The following is a 15,448-nucleotide window of genomic DNA, read 5'->3' as shown; positions in this document are numbered from 1 at the left end:
ACATCGTGGCCAACCTATTTAAAAAGAAATCCGTTACGCAATTGTTAGGGGAAAGTAAAAGTAAAACTTTGACGAAAACGCTAGGGGCATTTGACCTAACAATGCTAGGGATTGGTGCGATAATTGGTACAGGAGTTCTAGTATTAACTGGATTAGTAGCAGCAAGAGATGCTGGTCCAGCAGTTATTTTTTCATTCATGATTGCAGCCATCGTTTGTGGATTTGCAGCATTATGTTACGCAGAGGTTGCTTCTACACTTCCTGTTTCAGGTAGTGTGTACACATACTCATATGCAACAATTGGTGAGTTTGTAGCTCATTTAATGGGATGGACATTACTATCCGTATATGTTGTAACGACTGCCGCAGTAGCTGGCGGATGGACTGGTTACTTCCATAACTTAGTGAGTGGATTAGGGCTTGAAATTCCAAAAGCACTGCTAACGATTCCGTCTCAAGGTGGTATGGTGAATTTACCAGCAGTTATCGTTACATTAGTTATAACTTGGTTATTATCAAGAGGTACGAAAGAAAGTAAACGCGTGAATAACATAATGGTATTAATTAAAATTGGTATCGTTGTTTTATTCATTGCAGTTGGTGTATTCTACGTGAAACCAGAAAACTGGATACCATTTGCACCGTACGGTTTAAGTGGAGTTTTCGCGGGGGGAGCAGCAGTATTCTTTGCTTTCTTAGGATTTGATGCATTAGCAACTTCTGCTGAAGAGGTAAAAAATCCGCAACGTGATCTACCGATTGGTATTATCGCTTCGTTAGTCATTTGTACAATCATTTATGTTGTAGTTTGTCTCGTTATGACGGGTATGGTTTCTTATAAAGAATTAGATGTACCAGAAGCTATGGCATATGTGTTAGAAGTTGTAGGACAAGATAAAGTAGCAGGTGTAATCGCAATTGGAGCTGTAATTGGTATTATGGCAGTAATTTTTGCTTACATTTATGCAACGACACGTGTATTCTTTGCGATGAGCCGTGACGGTTTATTGCCAGAATCTTTCGCGAAAATTAATAAAAAGACAGAAGCGCCAACATTTACAGTTTGGTTAACAGGAATTGGTAGTGCTTTAATTGCTGGATTTATCGATTTAAAAGAATTGTCGAATTTAGCGAATATTGGAGCGTTGTTAACATTTGCGATGGTTGGTGTGTCAGTTATTATTCTTCGTAAAACACATCCAAAATTACAACGTGGATTTATGGTACCACTTGTACCGATCTTGCCGATTATTTCGATTGCATGTTGTCTATTCTTAATGGTAAATCTACCATTAAAAACATGGATGTACTTCGGTGCTTGGTTAGCAATTGGAGTAGTTGTATACTTTGTTTATTCGAAAAAACATAGTCATTTAAAAGACGATGGAAGTTCGCAGGATAATTTAGAACAAGCTAATTAAAAGGGATATAAGTATAGTAAGCCTTGTGCGTCTAGGGAGCGCGCAAGGCTTTTTCTTTTGTTGAAATAAAGGGAATGTATATTACTTTGTTGAATTTTTATGTCGGAATATGAAAAAGGGTGTGCGAATTGTGCATCCTTTTTTGTATGAGAATATAGAGGATGCGAAAAATATGTATATGACTTATTAAAATGTGAACGGAAAGTTCATAAAAAAAAATCAGATTTCATTGACACATATGAGTAGGCGCTCATATAATAAGAGTATAAGATATATGAATGATTGTTCATATGTTCAATTAAAGAGGTGAGCTATAATGGCTGGAAATAAAGTAGAAACACCACAAGAGACATGTTCTCAAACGATAATTCATGAAGAAGTTGTAGAGCAAGTAAAACAAACAATTCCAACTGATGAAAGTTTAAGTAAAGTAGCAGAACTATTTAAAGTGTTAGGTGACCGTACACGTACGAGAATATTACATGCGCTATTTGAAGCTGAAATGTGCGTTTGTGATTTAGCTTATTTATTAGGAATGACACAATCATCTATTTCGCATCAGCTTCGTGTGTTAAAGCAAGCGAAACTTGTGAAGAATCGTAAAGAAGGAAAGGTTGTTTATTATTCGTTAGCTGACCAGCACGTAATTCATATCTTCGAGCAAGCGTTTGAACACGTAAACGAAGAAGAATAAAAAGAACGCGAGGAGGGAGAACGATGGCTGAAGCGTTAGTGAAAAAGAAACTGATGTTAGAAGGTTTAGATTGTGCGAATTGTGCAATGAAAATTGAAAAAGGTGTTGGGAATATAGAAGGAGTAAATTCTTGCTCTGTAAACTTTGCAACAAAGACAATGATTTTAGAAACGGCACAAAATAAAGAAAACGAAGTTGTTACGGAAGCAAAACAACTCGTTACAAAATTAGAACCGCATATTAAAGTGCAAGAAGAACAAAAAAATAAAATTGCTAAAGAAGTATTTATATTAGAAGGTTTAGATTGCGCGAACTGTGCAATGAAAATTGAAAATAAAGTTAAGGAAATGCCAGCTGTCTCAGAAGCAACTGTTGATTTCGTATCGAAGAAACTACGAGTAGAAGTTGCGAATAAAAGAGAACTAGAAGCGACTGTAGCAAATATAACAAATGTCGTTCAAAAGTTAGAGCCAGACGTGAAAGTTGTTCGTGAAGAGAAGAACGGTCATGACCACGGGCATAGTCATGATCATGGTGAAGCAAATGTGAAAAAGATGGTAGGGAGATTAGTGGTCGGCGGAATTTTGACAGCAATTGCTGCATTAGCGGGCTTACCACAAATGGTAACAATTCCGTTATTCGTCCTTGCTTATTTATTAATAGGTGGAGATATCGTTTGGAGAGCGGTAAGAAACATAACTCGTGGCCAAGTATTTGATGAAAACTTCTTAATGGCAATTGCAACTGTAGGAGCTTTTGCAATTCAACAATACTCAGAAGCTGTAGCAGTAATGCTATTTTATCAAGTAGGAGAACTATTCCAAAGCATTGCGGTAAACCGCTCTCGAAAATCAATTACTTCATTAATGGATATTCGTCCTGATTATGCGAATGTAAAGGTTGGAAATGAAACGAAACAAGTATCACCAGAAGATGTACAAATTGGCGATTATATTATCGTTAAGCCAGGTGAGAAAGTGCCGTTAGACGGAAAAGTAATTGAAGGAACATCAATGGTAGATACTTCAGCATTAACAGGTGAATCTGTACCACGTGAAGTTGAAGTTGGAAATGATGTATTAAGTGGCTTTGTGAACCAAAACGGTGTGTTGACAATTGAAGTTACAAAAGAATTCGGTGAATCAACTGTATCGAAAATTTTAGATTTAGTTCAAAATGCAAGCAGTAAAAAAGCACCAACGGAAAACTTTATTACGAAGTTTGCACGTTACTACACTCCAGTTGTAGTTATTACAGCGGCAATCATGGCGTTTATTCCACCACTTATTTTAGAAGGAGCTACATTCTCTGAGTGGATTTATAGAGCTTTAGTGTTCTTAGTAATCTCTTGTCCATGTGCGTTAGTTGTATCCATTCCTCTTGGATTCTTTGGAGGTATTGGTGGTGCATCTAAAAGTGGTGTGTTAGTAAAAGGTAGTAACTATTTAGAAGCTTTAAATGATGTGAAATATATTGTTTTTGACAAAACAGGAACATTAACAAAAGGTGTTTTCAAAGTTACAAAAATGGAACCGAGCGAAGGTACTACAAGTGAAGAGTTATTAGAGTATGCGGCATTTGCTGAAGTATATTCTAACCATCCAATTGCCCAATCTATTCGAAAGGCATATGGAAAATCAATTGATGAAAAAATAATCGATGATTATAACGAAATTTCTGGTCACGGTACAGTCGTAAAAGTACAAGGAAAAGAAATTTTTGCAGGTAATGCAAAATTAATGAGAAAAGAAAATATTGAATTTAAGCAACCAGAAACAGTAGGTACATTAGTTCACGTTGCTGTAGATGGAAGATATGCAGGTTATATTGTTATCTCTGATGAGGTAAAAGAGGATTCGAAACAAGCGATTCAAAAGTTAAAAGAACTAGGTATTAAAAAGACAGTAATGTTAACTGGTGATGCAAAACCAGTTGGTGAAGCTGTTGGTAAAGAATTAGGCTTAGATGAAGTTCATGCGGAATTACTACCGCAACAAAAAGTAGAAGAGATTGAAAAAATTGATGCAGCGAAGCACGGAAAAGAAAAAATTGCCTTCGTTGGTGACGGTATTAACGATACACCAGTATTAGCCCGTGCAGACGTTGGTATTGCGATGGGTGGTTTAGGGTCAGATGCAGCAATTGAAGCGGCAGACATCGTTATTATGACTGATGAGCCTTCAAAAATTGCGACAGCTGTAAAAATTGCAAAACGCACAAGAAGTATAGTGTGGCAAAATATCATCTTTGCTCTAGGTGTAAAAGGGATCGTTTTATTACTTGGTGCCTTTGGTATTGCAACAATGTGGGAAGCTGTTTTCTCAGATGTTGGTGTGACACTACTTGCAGTGTTAAATGCAATGCGTGTATTACGAGTGAAAGATTTATAAAAAAGAGGACGCGAACCGCGTCCTCTTTTTTATTGGTGATTTTGTTGAAATTGACTCAATAAAATAATATCAAATATTATTTTACTTTAAAATAGTATAATATTAAAATTTGCAAATAAGATACATTCGTCTTATTATTTTAATATATTTTTTACAAATATCCATATAGTATTGAAAAAACAGAGAAGGGGAAACTTCTCTGTTTACTTTTGTATGTTTTTTTCAACTTGTTCTCGAACTGTTTGAATGTAATTCATTTTATGATCCCAGCACTCTTGGCTTAAATCGACAGGGTATTCTTCAGGGTTTAAAGTTCGCATATATTCTTCCCAAAATAGAGAGAGGCTCTGTTCATTATATTTTTGAATATCTAATATACTTGGTAGTTCATATGTTCTTTCACCGTTAACGAAAATGTCTTTATGCAGTTCACGGGCTTCAAAGTTTGTTACGAATTTACTTATATATGTGTGAACTGGATGGAACATTTTTAAGCGCTCTTCTTTTCCTGGTTCTTCAGAATCTAACGCAATATAATCGCCTTCTGCATGATCGTTAACCCGATTGATAATACGATAAATTCGTTTCAGTCCTGGAGTGGTAATTTTTTCAGGGTTAGATGAAATTTTAATTGTATCATTTAATTTTCCGTCAGTATCTTCAATCGCAACGAGTTTGTAAACAGCCCCCAATGCAGGTTGCTCAAAGGACGTAATTAATTTCGTTCCAACGCCCCATACGTCAATTTTTGCTCCTTGAGATTTAAGGTGCATAATTGTGTATTCATCTAAATCGCTAGAAGCGATAATTTTTGTATTTGTAAACCCTGCTTCATCTAGTAGTTTTCGTGCCTTTTTCGATAAATAAGCCATATCACCACTATCAAGACGTATGCCATAGAAATCAATACGATCCCCAAATTCTTTTGCAACACGAATCGCATTTGGAACACCAGATTTCAATGTGTCATATGTATCAACGAGAAAGACGCACTTTTTATGAGTTTCAGCGTATTTTTTAAACGCGACGTATTCATCGCGATATGCTTGAACGAAAGAGTGAGCGTGTGTGCCAGCTACAGGAATCCCAAAGCGTTTCCCAGCACGAACGTTGCTTGTAGAGGAGAAACCACCAATAAAGGCAGCACGCGTCCCCCAAAGGGCAGCATCGAACTCATGGGCACGTCTTGTGCCGAACTCTAAAAGCTCATCATTACTTGCAGCATGTTTCATACGTGCTGCTTTTGTGGCAATTAATGTTTGGTAATTCACAATATTTAAGAGGGCAGTCTCAATAATTTGTGCTTCACCAAGTGGTGCATCAACACGTAATAAAGGCTCGTTATTAAATACAACTTCACCTTCTTGCATACTGCGAATCGTCCCAGTGAATTTCATATTTTGTAAATAATGAAGGAATTCTTCTTCGAATTGTAATTCTGCTAAGTAAGCGATATCGCTTTCAGTAAAACTGAAATTTTCTATGTACTCTACAATTTTCTCAAGGCCAGCAAAAACAGCGTAGCCGTTCTCAAATGGAAGCTTTCGAAAATATAAATCAAAAACAGAACGGCGATTATGAATACCATCTTTCCAATATGTATAAGCCATGTTGATTTGATATAGGTCTGTATGTAAGGCATAACTATCGTCTTTATAATGAGTCATCGCGAGAACACCTCCATAATTTGGTTATAGTATACCAATTTTTCACCATTCGTAGCAAAGAAGAGATATTGATGTGAAGTCAAGAGAGAAAAAAATGAAATTATGCATATTTTTTAGAAAATTTATATTTATCAATTTATATTTCTCCAAATTTTATGTATTATTAGAGTAATGGGGGTAATGAGAATGGAGGAGGACAATGCAACAAACATTAGAAAAAATAGGCAAACAAGTCTTTTATAAACGGCTCCAGCAAAAAATGACACAAGAAGAATTATGTCAGGGCATTTGTTCTGTCTCATACTTAAGTAAGATCGAAAATGGAAAGATCGAAGCATCAGAAGAAATTCTACAATTGCTCTGCACAAGACTAGAAATTGCTGTGACGGATTTGAGAGATGTAGAAGAAGATGTGAAGGGGAAGCTAGATGAATGGTTAAATGCACTAGTTCATTTAGACAAGCAACAAGTAGAACGTATATATGAAGAGTTGCAAGGTGAAATGAAGCATGTGTTGGATTTTGAAATTATAAATTATTATAAACTGCTGTATACACGTTATTTAATTATGAAAAGGGATATTTCTGCACTCGAAGAAGAATTAGATAAGTTGAAGAAGGTATATAAAAAATATTCTCCATTTCAGAAGTTGTTATATATGTATAGTAGAGGATTATTGTGCTGTTTACAGTATAGATGGAAGGATGGGCTAGATTACTTATTAAAAACAGAAGTAATGGCCAAAGAACAAGGGTATCATGAAACAGGCTTGTATTATAATATAGCGCTTGCATATACTCATTTAGATATTCATCATCTTGCAATTCATTTTGTAAATATGGCATTAGAAGGATTTCGTAGTGAATATAAGTTTAGAAATATAATTAATTGCCAAATCCTTATTGCGGTAAGTTATACAGAAAAAGGTCAGTATGAAGAAGCTTTAAAAATGTATGAGAGTATATTGAGAGAGGCCACATCTTTTGCTGATAAGGATGTACTATTAGCTATTACTTTAAGTAATATGGGAAGTATCTATTATAAAAAAGGTAAATATCAGCAAGCGAAAAAATATTATTTAGATAGTCTACAACTTCAAAAACAAATAGATTTAAACTATTTAGATACAATATACGAAATGGCATTAGTATGCATTAAATTAGAAGAATTGGAAGAGGCAAGGACATTAATTGATAAGGGAATTGATGCAGCAAAACAGGAAGAGAGATTTAATGCAAAATTATATTTGCTTTTAATGCTTAGATATAAATATTTTGAAGAAGCAAAAGATTATAAAGCATTTTTGGAAAATGAGGCTATCCCGTTGTATAAATCTGCAGGAAATAAAATAGAATTAAAGAAAGTATACGTTGAACTAGCAGAACATTTTTCCAGTTTATCGAGATTTGAAGAAAGTAATCGATATTATAGGTTAGTTATTGATTTAATGAATGATAATAAGGAGGAATAAACATGAAAAAGATGGTATTTGGAGTATTGGCGTTTATATTGACTCTTACAGTTGCTGGAGGAATACATCAATATAGCAGTAAACCTGATATTGTTGGTCAACAAGCTAAAACTGTTGAACAAGTTAATTTATAATCTCCACCCTTTCCAATCGGAAAGGGTTTTTTCAATATTTGTTCCTCAAAATTCTACAAAACTTGAGAAAATAATTATTTGAATTTTTAGTATATTAATAGTGGAAACATAATGCTAATATAAAACTACTCTTTTTCAAAAAAAATTTTTATTAGGGGGAAGGTTCATGAAAAAGAAAAGTTTAGCGTTAGTGTTAGCGACAGGAATGGCAGTTACAACATTTGGAGGGACAGGCTCTGCATTTGCGGATTCTAAAAATGTACTCTCTACGAAGAAGTACAATGAGACAGTACAGTCACCTGAGTTTATTTCTGGTGATCTAACTGGAGCGACTGGTAAGAAAGCGGAATCTGTTGTGTTTGATTACTTAAATGCAGCAAAAGGTGATTACAAGCTAGGGGAAAAGAGTGCGCAAGATTCTTTCAAAGTGAAACAAGTGAAGAAAGATGCTGTAACTGATTCAACAGTAGTACGTATGCAACAAGTTTACGAAGGAGTGCCTGTATGGGGTTCTACTCAAGTGGCTCACGTAAGTAAAGACGGTTCTTTAAAAGTATTGTCTGGAACAGTTGCACCTGATTTAGACAAAAAGGAAAAGTTGAAAAATAAAAATAAGATTGAAGGCGCAAAAGCAATTGAAATCGCGCAACAAGATTTAGGGGTAACACCGAAATATGAGGTAGAACCAAAAGCGGACTTATATGTATATCAAAATGGTGAAGAAACAACATATGCATACGTTGTAAATCTAAACTTCTTAGATCCAAGTCCAGGAAACTACTACTATTTCATTGAAGCAGACAGCGGTAAAGTATTAAATAAATATAATAAATTGGATCATGTAACAAATGAAGATAAATCACCAGTTAAGCAAGAGGCTCCTAAACAGGATGCGAAAGCAGTAGTAAAACCTGTAACAGGAACAAATAAAGTAGGAACTGGTAAAGGTGTATTAGGAGATACGAAATCACTTAATACAACGTTATCTGGTTCATCTTACTACTTACAAGATAATACGCGCGGGGCAACAATTTTCACATATGATGCGAAAAATCGTACTACATTGCCAGGAACTTTATGGGTAGATGCAGATAATGTTTTCAATGCAGCGTATGATGCAGCAGCAGTAGATGCTCATTACTATGCAGGTAGAACATATGATTATTATAAAGCTACATTTAACAGAAACTCTATTAATGATGCAGGAGCTCCGTTAAAATCGACAGTTCATTACGGAAGTAAGTATAATAATGCATTCTGGAATGGCTCACAAATGGTATACGGAGATGGTGATGGTGTAACATTCACTTCATTATCTGGTGGAATTGATGTAATTGGTCACGAATTAACGCATGCTGTTACTGAAAATAGCTCGGACTTAATTTATCAAAATGAATCAGGAGCGCTAAATGAAGCAATTTCTGATATTTTTGGTACTTTAGTAGAATTCTATGATAACCGTAACCCGGATTGGGAGATTGGTGAAGATATTTATACGCCTGGTAAAGCAGGAGATGCGCTTCGCTCTATGAGTGATCCAGCGAAATACGGTGATCCAGACCATTATTCTAAGCGTTACACTGGTACTAGTGATAACGGTGGGGTTCATACAAACAGTGGTATCATTAACAAACAAGCTTATTTATTAGCAAATGGTGGTACGCATTCGGGTGTAACTGTAACGGGCATTGGTAAAGATAAGTTAGGTGCAATTTATTACCGTGCAAACACACAATATTTCACGCAATCTACTACATTTAGCCAAGCTCGTGCTGGTGCAGTACAAGCTGCAGCTGATTTATATGGTGCGACTTCTGCGGAAGTAGCAGCAGTTAAGCAATCATTTAGTGCTGTTGGTATTAACTAAGGATTTAAAGGATAGCTATTAATAAAATACCTCAAAAATAAAGAAGGAGCCTATGCTCCTTCTTTATTTTTTTCTCCATTTTTTCCACAAATAATATAATCCGATACAACCTGCAATTGTCACAATCCACTTTGCTTCATTTGTTCCGTTGATGACATGATAGGCAGAATATACTTCGATTAACAATGCCGGTATTTTCCCTATTGTGCTGGCAATACTGAAGGAGAGTAATGACATCTTACCTAGAGCCGCAAATAAAGTCACGATACTTGATGGGATGAAAGGTATCAAGCGAAACGATAGAACGAGTAGAAAGGCCTCTCTACCTTCTACATAAAGAAGACGCTCTACCTTTGGGTATTTATTTACTTTATCGTGAGTGAACTTTTGAAGGCCCATGCGGTAAATATAAAACGAGATAATAGCCCCTAATGCTTCGCCTACGATCGAAATAACAGTACCATTTGTTACGCCAAAGAGCTGTATATTAATGGCGGTTAAAAAAATACTAGGAATAAAACCTAAAAGACTAATGATGATGTTAATTAAGATACTAAGTGGAATTGCGATTGAATAGTATTCTGTTAAGAAATTTTGAATCGTTTCAGCCATTGTTTAAAATCCTTTATCTTTTTTTGCATTACACCACATTTCGTTTGTATAGGCAAGGGGAAATTTACATAATGTAGAAAAACGTTGATAAGAAGGGTGTTTTATACCTTATATGGGTATTGGGTATGTAAAAATAGGGGTATTTTAAAATATTTTTAAAAATACTATAAAAACCTTTGTATAAAAGAGTTTTATAGTTATGTTATCGGTGATTTTATCTGGGAAATAAACGAAAAATATAGGGGGTATATATTATAAAAGGCGAAAAATAGAGGGTTGATGAATTTGCTGGAGTAAATATGGAAAAATAGATAAAAAAATGAAAACTGATAGATTTTTTCGTTGTGAAATTGACTTTTAGTGAAGTTGCGATAATAATCATGGAAGAGGTGATATGATGAAACGAATAAGTAGTCTTTTCTTCAGTAGTTTATTGGCATTAATGCTGATCTTAAGCGGATGTGCAGGAAAAGAACAAAAAACAGAGAAACAGACAGGGAATCAAGCTACATCGGTAGAAAAAATTAGTGATAATATTTTAGATGAAATGGAAGGACCACCTAAAAATGGTCATACGATTGAAAGACATGTAGGCAAGTCAGAAGAGGATTTGAAGAATCGCTTGAAGACAGATAAAGTGTCAGCCGCAAGTACATACTATGATAAAGAAACAGCGACGAAAGCTGTAAAAGATAGCTTGAAGCAACATGACAAGGAAATTCAAGATTGGTTAAAAAATTCTAAAGAGGCTCGTCTCGTATTAAATACAACTCATTCATTTCCTGTTGGAAAAACGGTAATAAAGAAAAATATGAGTGTAAAAGACAAGTTAGTAAAAACTGTTACTGTTTTAGCAAGAGATAAGTCAGGAGAATTAGGGTTTAAGATTATTACTTCTTATCCATCTGATAAATAAGAAGGGGGAGTACATTATGTATACGACATTACAATACTTTCTTAAATCGTACTGTACGTTAAGTATTCATGAGGATGAAATAGTAAGCGTGATGGAAGAGTTTATTGAACAAGAAGATGAAGAAATTGTTTTGAAATTACGTGATGAATTAATAAATATGAAGAAAAAGAACGCGTGGGAAGAGGCGTGTGTATTAGCTGCGAAGCAAGGAAATCGTATGTGGTCTTTAGAAGAAACGAAAGACCATCTTGAAACTTTTTTACTATTACTGCAAAAGAAAAAGGCGTGATTAAATCACGCCTTTTTCTTTATGTTATTCGGTTGATATTATCTATTCTTTTGGAGCGCTTTTATATACGCTTTTTGAAATTTGTCCATTTGATATTACTTCCCCGTTTTGTGTTACTTTTTTATACGTAACCGCGGTGATTTTATCACTAGTTCTACTAATTACTTGAGAAGAAACTTCAACATTTTTACCAGTATTTGTACCGAAAATGCGTGTAGTAATACTACCTCCATTTGAAAATGCTTGAATATAAATATGATTGCCTGTATTATTTTTAAATTTTAAATCTGGACCATAATCTGCTACTGCTGCATCTTGCCCAAGTGGTAAATAATTTACTGGCATAGAATGATTGCTTCGAGAAACAATGCCTAAATCTGCCCTTAAAGCTGCACTGTATAATGTACTACTGACTTGGCAAACTCCTCCGCCTGCACTTTGTATTACTTTACCTTGTGAATATACTGCTGCAGATTTATAACCATGTGCAGCATCAGTTACGCCAACGCGACCGTTAAAACTAAATGTTTCATCAGGTGCGACAATAACCCCACTTAAAGTATTAGCTGACTTATTTACGTTAAATGATTGATTTCCGTTACGGCCAGCCATTGGAGTAGAATATTCAGCAATGACTTCTTTAATACCCATTTTCTGTATGTCTTCTGTAGAACGTTCTGGTTTTATGAATGTAACTGGTAATGTAACATCTGATTTACCAGTAGTAATAGCTTCATTTGTTAAACCGCTTAGTTTCCCTTTATCAATTTTTTCTCCGTTTTGGCTTTGACTAATATTTACTGTTGAGCCTTCAATACTTAATTCTGCGTTAACAGGATTTTTTAATGTTTCATTATATTTATCTTTTATAAAGGTTTCATAAGCTGTTGCATTTAATTGTGGTGTTAATTTATAGTCACGTTTTAATTCACCGTTTTCAGCTTGCTTACGCATTTTGTAACGATTCATTACGTTTCCTTCTTGTTCTTTGAAGATTTTGTCAATAATATCTTTCTCTTTATAATTTATTCCTAAATCTTTCCATGTGTAAGTTTGTTTATCGTTTTGGAATATGTAGGTAAGGGATTTTTGATCTAACTCAGTTACCTTTTGATTAATAATTGCTTGAATATCCTTCTTATTTTTTCCGTCGAGAGAAATACCTTCAAATGTAGTATTTGGTAATGCAGTAGTATCTAATTGATTATTTAATTTGGATACATATTGATATCCCCCAACACCGCCTACACAAAGTAATATGCCCCCAGCAATTGCAGAACCAATCAGTATTTTACTTAGCTTCATTTATTTCCCCCCAGAAATTTATGTATAAATATATGTATTACATTTTTTGTATAAAAATGATGAAAATAACATTATGTACGTACTAGTATACTATTATTTTCACTGTGTGTGTAATGTTTTCATAAAAAATGTTACACCGCTGTAATAATTGTCACTTCTTGTCACAATGTGTATGAAAAATATGTTGAAAAATATAATAAAAAGGCTGTCTAGAAAGATCTAGCAGCCTTTTTATTATAATTTTTTATGTTCATTTTTATTCGTAACACCGAGATGTTTTTGAAGGGTAGTTGAAATAGTATCGACGCTTTTTTCATTTGGAACGTAATAATAAATACCACCTATATATTTATCTGTACCCTCTACTTGCATTTTTTCCATTTTTAAATTTGAATCCATTGAATTTTTTGTAATTGTCATCATATCATCAAAAGTTAAATTAGTTTTTAAATCTTTATCGACAGCGTCTAGTAGGCCACCGATTTTATTAATGGAATTAAGAGATAGTGCCTTTTCAGCAATGGCCTCTAATACAAGCTGTTGACGTTGACCACGCATATAATCACTATCGATATGACGAGTTCTAGCTAGTGCCAGTGCCTCTTCTCCATTTAAATGTTGACGTCCTTTTTTTAGATGAATGGCATCTGCTTCATCTTTACTATTTTGCTCTGTGAACTCAACTGGAACGTCTACAGTAATACCACCAAGAGAATCAACAATTTTAATAAAGGATTTAAAATTGAATTTTACATAGTAGTCAACTGGAACATCTAAAAAGTTCTCTACCGTATCAATTGTGCTGTCTACACCACCGAATACGTGCGCATGTGTGATTTTATCGTATTTATCACGTGATTTAATGTAGACGCGTGAGTCACGTGGAATGCTTACAAGTTTAACGGATTTATCGTTTTTATTAATTGTTGCAAGTAATAACGCATCTGTTCGAGTTGCTTTTCCATAACCTTTTTCCCTAATATCACTTTCATCAACACCCATAATTAGTACGGAAATATTGTCGGTCATAGGTTTAACAGCTTTTTCACGTTTACTGGACTTATCTCCTCGACCTAGTTCAGCATAAGCATTATTTAAGACGGACTTTGCTTTACTGTATATATGGAAGGAGTAGCCTCCTGCTCCAAGTGCTACAATTAGTAATGGAATAAGAAGGAACCAAAGTAGGCGTTTTTTCTTTGAGCGTCCTTTTTTGGCTCGCGTATTGTTGTTCGTGTCGGATTTCATCATTTTTTCTCCTTTAAAACTATCAAAGTGTATACATTTAGAAGTGTATTCAAACACATAAAAAATATTTTACGCTAAATAAAAGCGATTGTACATGTATAAAAAATAGATGTCTTGATTATTTATAAGACACCTATTCGTTATTGTATACAAAAGATAGGGATAAGAAAATGATAAAATTTTACCTAATTACAACATAATGCTTACGATAATTGCAGATAAAATACTAACGAGAGTAGCTCCATATAGTAATTTAAGGCCAAACCTCGCAACAACGTTTCCTTGTTCTTCGTTTAGTCCTTTTACCGCACCTGAAATAATACCAATGGAAGAAAAATTGGCAAAAGATACAAGGAAAACAGAAATAATACCAACTGTACGGGGAGAAAGGCTATTAGAAATTTTACTAAGGTCCATCATTGCGACAAATTCATTCGTTACAAGCTTCGTTGCCATAATGCTGCCAGCCGCGACAATTTCAGAACTGGGTACACCGATAAGGAATGCGATAGGTGCAAATACATAGCCGATTAATTGTTGGAACGTAATACCGAATATAATGAGGAACAGGTCATTAATACAACTAATTAATGCGACGAATCCGATGAGCATAGCGCCGACAACAATGGCTACACGAAAACCATCAAGAATGTATTCTCCAAGCATTTCAAAAAAGCTTTGTTTTTCACCTTTGATTTCTAAAATATCTTCGTCATCTTTAACGTCGTAAGGGTTAATGATGAGTATGATAATAAAACCGCTAAATAAATTGAGAACGAGTGCAGTTACTACATATTTAGGTTCAATCATTGTCATATAGGCACCTACGATAGACATAGATACGGTTGACATAGCAGAGGCACAAAGTGTATAAAGACGGTGTTTTGGAATTTGAGCTAATTGTTTTTTCACTGTAATAAAAACTTCTGATTGGCCGACAATGGCAGAGGCGATAGCGTTGTAAGATTCTAATTTACCAAGACCATTTATTTTACTAAGAAAGTACCCGATCCAACGAATAAAAAATGGTAATATTTTGAAATGTTGTAATATACCAATTAAAACAGAAATAAAGACGATTGGTAATAATACAGTAAGGAAAAATGGCATTTCACCTTTATTTGCAAGACCACCAAATACGAAATTTATTCCATCAGCAGCATACTCGAGTAGCTTGGTAAACAAACTGGAAATGATTCTAATAAGTATGAGGCCGATTTCTGTATTTAATAGTAAATAGGTTAAAATTAACTGTATAATAAGCATGATAAAAATTGGTTTAAATTTAATATGCTTCTTATTATTGCTAGCAATATAAGCGAGCAAGAAAACAACAATTAGTCCGACGAAAAAAGTAATGAATTTCATGGTAAGCCCCCTAAAAGAGATATTCTGCTATATATGTTTTTCATTTCAAGGGAGAATATGCATCTT

General features: G+C 34.5%; 13 protein-coding genes. 8 read left to right on the top strand and 5 right to left on the bottom strand.

What is annotated here, in order from left to right; all coding sequences use genetic code 11:
- The first annotated feature begins 5 nt into the window (after positions 1–5).
- The 3 genes from ACTFN4_RS25505 to ACTFN4_RS25495 all read left to right on the top strand — a co-directional run bounded on the left by ACTFN4_RS25505 (position 6) and on the right by ACTFN4_RS25495 (position 4,505).
- Positions 6–1,421 carry an amino acid permease gene (locus ACTFN4_RS25505; protein WP_001284893.1) on the top strand — a complete coding sequence of 472 codons (1,416 nt, stop codon included), beginning with the start codon at positions 6–8 and terminating at the stop codon, positions 1,419–1,421.
- A gap of 316 nt (positions 1,422–1,737) precedes the next feature.
- Positions 1,738–2,115: an ArsR/SmtB family transcription factor gene (locus ACTFN4_RS25500; protein WP_000918378.1), complete on the top strand. Its 378-nt coding sequence runs from the start codon at positions 1,738–1,740 to the stop codon at positions 2,113–2,115.
- Between the two features lie 23 nt (positions 2,116–2,138).
- Positions 2,139–4,505, top strand: a complete 2,367-nt coding sequence (locus tag ACTFN4_RS25495) for a heavy metal translocating P-type ATPase (RefSeq protein ID WP_000796569.1) — start codon at positions 2,139–2,141, stop codon at positions 4,503–4,505.
- A gap of 203 nt (positions 4,506–4,708) precedes the next feature.
- On the opposite strand, the gene ACTFN4_RS25490 is transcribed toward ACTFN4_RS25495, so the two are convergent.
- Positions 4,709–6,172, bottom strand: a complete 1,464-nt coding sequence (locus ACTFN4_RS25490; protein WP_000150184.1) for a nicotinate phosphoribosyltransferase — start codon at positions 6,170–6,172, stop codon at positions 4,709–4,711.
- Between the two features lie 199 nt (positions 6,173–6,371).
- On the opposite strand from ACTFN4_RS25490, the gene ACTFN4_RS25485 reads away from it, so the two are divergent.
- The 3 genes from ACTFN4_RS25485 to ACTFN4_RS25475 all read left to right on the top strand — a co-directional run bounded on the left by ACTFN4_RS25485 (position 6,372) and on the right by ACTFN4_RS25475 (position 9,644).
- Positions 6,372–7,643 (top strand): tetratricopeptide repeat protein, encoded by a 1,272-nt coding sequence (locus tag ACTFN4_RS25485; protein ID WP_001187961.1) that lies wholly within the window; start codon positions 6,372–6,374, stop codon positions 7,641–7,643.
- A gap of 2 nt (positions 7,644–7,645) precedes the next feature.
- On the top strand, positions 7,646–7,777 hold the full coding sequence (gene nprX, locus ACTFN4_RS25480; protein WP_000738910.1) for a quorum-signaling peptide NprX: 132 nt from the start codon (positions 7,646–7,648) through the stop codon (positions 7,775–7,777).
- A gap of 166 nt (positions 7,778–7,943) precedes the next feature.
- On the top strand, positions 7,944–9,644 hold the full coding sequence (locus ACTFN4_RS25475; protein WP_000730383.1) for a M4 family metallopeptidase: 1,701 nt from the start codon (positions 7,944–7,946) through the stop codon (positions 9,642–9,644).
- 63 nt (positions 9,645–9,707) lie between these two features.
- On the opposite strand, the gene ACTFN4_RS25470 is transcribed toward ACTFN4_RS25475, so the two are convergent.
- Positions 9,708–10,256, bottom strand: coding sequence for a TVP38/TMEM64 family protein (locus ACTFN4_RS25470; RefSeq protein ID WP_000852224.1), 549 nt, complete (start codon positions 10,254–10,256; stop codon positions 9,708–9,710).
- Between the two features lie 397 nt (positions 10,257–10,653).
- Between ACTFN4_RS25470 and ACTFN4_RS25465 the strand changes: the two genes are divergently transcribed.
- On the top strand, positions 10,654–11,172 hold the full coding sequence (locus tag ACTFN4_RS25465; RefSeq protein ID WP_000822694.1) for an RNase A-like domain-containing lipoprotein: 519 nt from the start codon (positions 10,654–10,656) through the stop codon (positions 11,170–11,172).
- A gap of 16 nt (positions 11,173–11,188) precedes the next feature.
- On the top strand, positions 11,189–11,461 hold the full coding sequence (locus ACTFN4_RS25460) for a hypothetical protein (RefSeq protein WP_000288803.1): 273 nt from the start codon (positions 11,189–11,191) through the stop codon (positions 11,459–11,461).
- A 42-nt stretch (positions 11,462–11,503) separates the two neighbouring features.
- Here the strand turns inward: ACTFN4_RS25460 and ACTFN4_RS25455 are convergent, their stop codons facing one another.
- The 3 genes from ACTFN4_RS25455 to ACTFN4_RS25445 all read right to left on the bottom strand — a co-directional run bounded on the left by ACTFN4_RS25455 (position 11,504) and on the right by ACTFN4_RS25445 (position 15,382).
- Complete coding sequence (locus tag ACTFN4_RS25455; protein ID WP_000777355.1) at positions 11,504–12,766, bottom strand: VanW family protein; 1,263 nt, start codon at positions 12,764–12,766, stop codon at positions 11,504–11,506.
- Between the two features lie 234 nt (positions 12,767–13,000).
- Positions 13,001–14,017, bottom strand: a complete 1,017-nt coding sequence (locus ACTFN4_RS25450) for an LCP family protein (RefSeq protein ID WP_002163841.1) — start codon at positions 14,015–14,017, stop codon at positions 13,001–13,003.
- Between the two features lie 186 nt (positions 14,018–14,203).
- Positions 14,204–15,382: a NupC/NupG family nucleoside CNT transporter gene (locus ACTFN4_RS25445; protein ID WP_000668866.1), complete on the bottom strand. Its 1,179-nt coding sequence runs from the start codon at positions 15,380–15,382 to the stop codon at positions 14,204–14,206.
- Positions 15,383–15,448 lie beyond the last annotated feature (66 nt).

Source organism: Bacillus cereus group sp. MYBK95-2, assembly GCF_051915225.1.
Classification (GTDB): domain Bacteria; phylum Bacillota; class Bacilli; order Bacillales; family Bacillaceae_G; genus Bacillus_A; species Bacillus_A cereus.
Note: the sequence above shows the minus strand (reverse complement) of the source record. Positions and strands in the feature narration are given on the sequence as shown.

Excerpts from the sequence above, each read along its gene's own strand:
- ACTFN4_RS25460 (WP_000288803.1), top strand. The coding sequence starts at position 11,189 with ATGTATACGACATTACAATACTTTCTTAAATCGTACTGTACGTTAAGT.
- ACTFN4_RS25465 (WP_000822694.1), top strand. The coding sequence starts at position 10,654 with ATGAAACGAATAAGTAGTCTTTTCTTCAGTAGTTTATTGGCATTAATG.
- nprX (WP_000738910.1), top strand. The coding sequence starts at position 7,646 with ATGAAAAAGATGGTATTTGGAGTATTGGCGTTTATATTGACTCTTACA.
- ACTFN4_RS25470 (WP_000852224.1), bottom strand. The coding sequence starts at position 10,256 with ATGGCTGAAACGATTCAAAATTTCTTAACAGAATACTATTCAATCGCA.
- ACTFN4_RS25500 (WP_000918378.1), top strand. The coding sequence starts at position 1,738 with ATGGCTGGAAATAAAGTAGAAACACCACAAGAGACATGTTCTCAAACG.
- ACTFN4_RS25495 (WP_000796569.1), top strand. The coding sequence starts at position 2,139 with ATGGCTGAAGCGTTAGTGAAAAAGAAACTGATGTTAGAAGGTTTAGAT.
- ACTFN4_RS25455 (WP_000777355.1), bottom strand. The coding sequence starts at position 12,766 with ATGAAGCTAAGTAAAATACTGATTGGTTCTGCAATTGCTGGGGGCATA.
- ACTFN4_RS25450 (WP_002163841.1), bottom strand. The coding sequence starts at position 14,017 with ATGATGAAATCCGACACGAACAACAATACGCGAGCCAAAAAAGGACGC.
- ACTFN4_RS25475 (WP_000730383.1), top strand. The coding sequence starts at position 7,944 with ATGAAAAAGAAAAGTTTAGCGTTAGTGTTAGCGACAGGAATGGCAGTT.
- ACTFN4_RS25445 (WP_000668866.1), bottom strand. The coding sequence starts at position 15,382 with ATGAAATTCATTACTTTTTTCGTCGGACTAATTGTTGTTTTCTTGCTC.
- ACTFN4_RS25485 (WP_001187961.1), top strand. The coding sequence starts at position 6,372 with ATGCAACAAACATTAGAAAAAATAGGCAAACAAGTCTTTTATAAACGG.
- ACTFN4_RS25490 (WP_000150184.1), bottom strand. The coding sequence starts at position 6,172 with ATGACTCATTATAAAGACGATAGTTATGCCTTACATACAGACCTATAT.